The sequence below is a fragment of the Verrucomicrobiota bacterium genome (assembly GCA_037139415.1).
In the GTDB taxonomy this organism is placed as follows: Bacteria; Verrucomicrobiota; Verrucomicrobiia; order Limisphaerales; family Fontisphaeraceae; genus JBAXGN01.
The window spans coordinates 1-2,467 of record JBAXGN010000353.1 but is presented as its reverse complement, the minus strand read 5'-3'; the positions used below and the strand labels follow the sequence as shown (position 1 = coordinate 2,467).

At 58.7% G+C, this 2,467-nt stretch carries 3 protein-coding genes; all 3 read right to left on the bottom strand.

Going from position 1 to position 2,467, the window contains the following annotated elements:
- On the bottom strand, window positions 1-694 hold a 694-nt coding region (locus WCO56_29560), incomplete at its 3' end, for a tyrosine-type recombinase/integrase (GenBank protein ID MEI7733749.1).
- Window positions 694-846: a hypothetical protein gene (locus WCO56_29555; protein MEI7733748.1), complete on the bottom strand. Its 153-nt coding sequence runs from the start codon at window positions 844-846 to the stop codon at window positions 694-696. The genes WCO56_29555 and WCO56_29560, both read right to left, overlap by 1 nt.
- Entirely contained in the window at window positions 843-1,757 is a 915-nt protein-coding gene (locus tag WCO56_29550) for a tyrosine-type recombinase/integrase (protein ID MEI7733747.1), read from the bottom strand. Before WCO56_29550 ends, WCO56_29555 begins: the two co-directional genes overlap by 4 nt.
- Window positions 1,758-2,467: the final 710 nt, after the last annotated feature.

Sequence of the window (2,467 nt, the reverse complement as noted above, 5' to 3'; positions counted from 1 at the left end):
ATGCCGAACCCTTGAAAAGGACTCCTGCCCACCTCTGACTTTTGCCAAAGTCCAGGCGCTGGCCTTGCCAGCGCAAGAGACAGCGGACGGCAAACGTATGGCGCAGGTCGTGCAATCGGGGACGCGGCCGCCAGGCTTGCCACCCGAGCCGTTGGCGGGCGTACCGGAAGCCATCCCGAACCTGCCAGGACTTCAGCGGCTGCCCGTGCGGCTGCACAAAGAAAGCGGGGTGGGAGCCAGGCAGGCACTTTGGGCGGGCCTGCCGATAACGGCGCAACGCCTGCTGGGTGGTGGCATGCAGCGGCAAATGGCGCGGACGTCCGGATTTGCCTTGCCGCACCGTCATTTCTCCGGCGGACCAATCCACATCCCGATCCTGTAAACAGATCACCTCTCCCAGCCGAATCCCGGTGGCGGCCAACAGGCCGAAGAGGGTTTTAAAGGTGAGCGTCCACCACGGGTGCGCCCAATGCAGATGCCGGGTCATGGCCAGCAGGCGGGTGATTTGGCGGGGCGTGTAAATATGCACGGGCGGACGGGCACTGTAAGCCGGTCCCAGCAGGCCGGCCGGTGGCACTTCCGTGCGGGGATCGAAGGCTGCCCAAAACCGGGCAAACCGGCTGATCAACTCCAGCCGCCGCGCATGTTGCTGGGGACGATTGGAACGGCACGCCTGTTGTGCCCAGGCCACCATCAGTTTGACTGTGAGCGCCCCCCGATGATGACGCGGCGGGCAAACCGCACCAGCGAGTGCAGATACAGCCGATCATGGTCCAACTGGAATCCAAACTGGGTGCGGTAACGCAAATAACGGGCGGCCGCTTGGGCCAAAGGAACCGGTTTCATAACCCCTCCTTGGGCCAGGGTTGCACCACCATTCGCAACTGCACCGGGCTCAGGCGCACATAGCGCCAAGTGGACGCCAGGTGGCCATGTCCCAACAGGTCGGCCACGGCCTTAAGCGACACGCCACGCTGGAACAAATGGGTGGCCAGCGTGTGCCGCAAGAGGTGGGGACCCATGCGTGATTTAACCACCCCGGACCGCTGGAAGGCCAGCCGGATGGCTTGGCTGCGTTGGGCGATGGAGCAAGCCTGGCAGCCAGAGGCCTGCACAAACACCTGTGGCAGCGTGGTCGCCGGTCGTCCCCTGGTCAAATATCCAATCATGGCCGCCTGCACTTCTGGCAGTAACGGCAACTGTCGTTCCCGGCCGCCTTTGGGACAACGCAGGCGCAGAATCCCTTCGCGCCAGCGAAGGTCGGCCAATTGCAACTGGGCCACTTCGCTAATCCGCAGCCCCAGCCGCGCCAGACACATGGCCACCGCGTAATCGCGCCGGCCCGTTTCGGTGCGCCGGTCAAAGCGCATCAGGAAGCGGTGCAGTTCCTTGGGATGAAGCGGATCCATGCTGGGCCAATGCCCCCGGCTGCTGACGGCGGGAATGACGGGAATTTGGCTGGCAAGCAGGTGGCCAGCCGCCACCAAAAACCTGAAGAATCTCCGCAATCTGGAAGCCTCTCCCACCCAATGGCACGGCCCATACCGTTGCCGTTTGCGGAGCAAGTACTCCAGCAGGACGGTGGGGCGCAACTGCCGCAGGCGAAAGCGCCCTTGGTGCTGCGCCCCTAAAAAGTTCCGGGCACATGCAACATAGCGCTGGCAGGTGCGTGGGCGCAACCCGGCGATGCACAAGAGATGTCGTTGGTACTGGGCTAAAAGCCCCCAATGTTTTTTGGAGAGGAAACGTTTTTTCATGCCGCTTCACCATGCCCAAAATCACCACGAAACCCAACCCTCAGATATTATGTGAACATGCGCGCCTTAAATATCGCGTAAATCCAGGCAATTTTCACCGCATGTCCACATAATCCTCATGTCCACATAATTTCCCTCCCGGAGGGAACCACCTTCACCAAATCCCTGCTACCATGACGCCCATGAATGACATGAATATAAATCCGAAACCCGAATTTCGAAATCCGAAATGGCGGTCTCCATTCGCGTTAATTGGCATGATTCGCGGTCTGCGTTCTTCGGACTTGGCATTTCCTGACCTCCAGCTTCCATTTTCTGGCGGTAATTTTTCTGCCCGAAAATATTTCTGCAAAAGTTCCTCTTTTCCCATCCGTGGCATCTGTGCAATCCGTGGTCAAATTTGTGTCAAAAATTCGTTTTCACACAATTTTATCACAATTTAAAAACTGCACCACCACCCCCCGGCGCCGTTATTTCCGGCGGTATCCAATTTTCGTATCCTGCCTAGATCCAGCATGTTACAAAAATATGTCCAACCAAACTGCACCACGAAAAATTCATTGTTGGTGCAGAAATGGTGCAGTTTTGGTCCAGTTTTTCCTTGGTCGGCTTCCCATCCATGTGGTCCCGGCCTGAAAGGCCGGAACGGGAGATCCGCCGGCTCTTCCGAATTACAAATTCTTCGGGTTGCCCGGCGCTGATTTTCCACC

Bases quoted from the DNA above. Each gene is read 5' to 3' on its own strand.
- WCO56_29550 (MEI7733747.1), bottom strand. From the start codon at position 1,757: ATGAAAAAACGTTTCCTCTCCAAAAAACATTGGGGGCTTTTAGCCCAG.
- WCO56_29555 (MEI7733748.1), bottom strand. From the start codon at position 846: ATGAAACCGGTTCCTTTGGCCCAAGCGGCCGCCCGTTATTTGCGTTAC.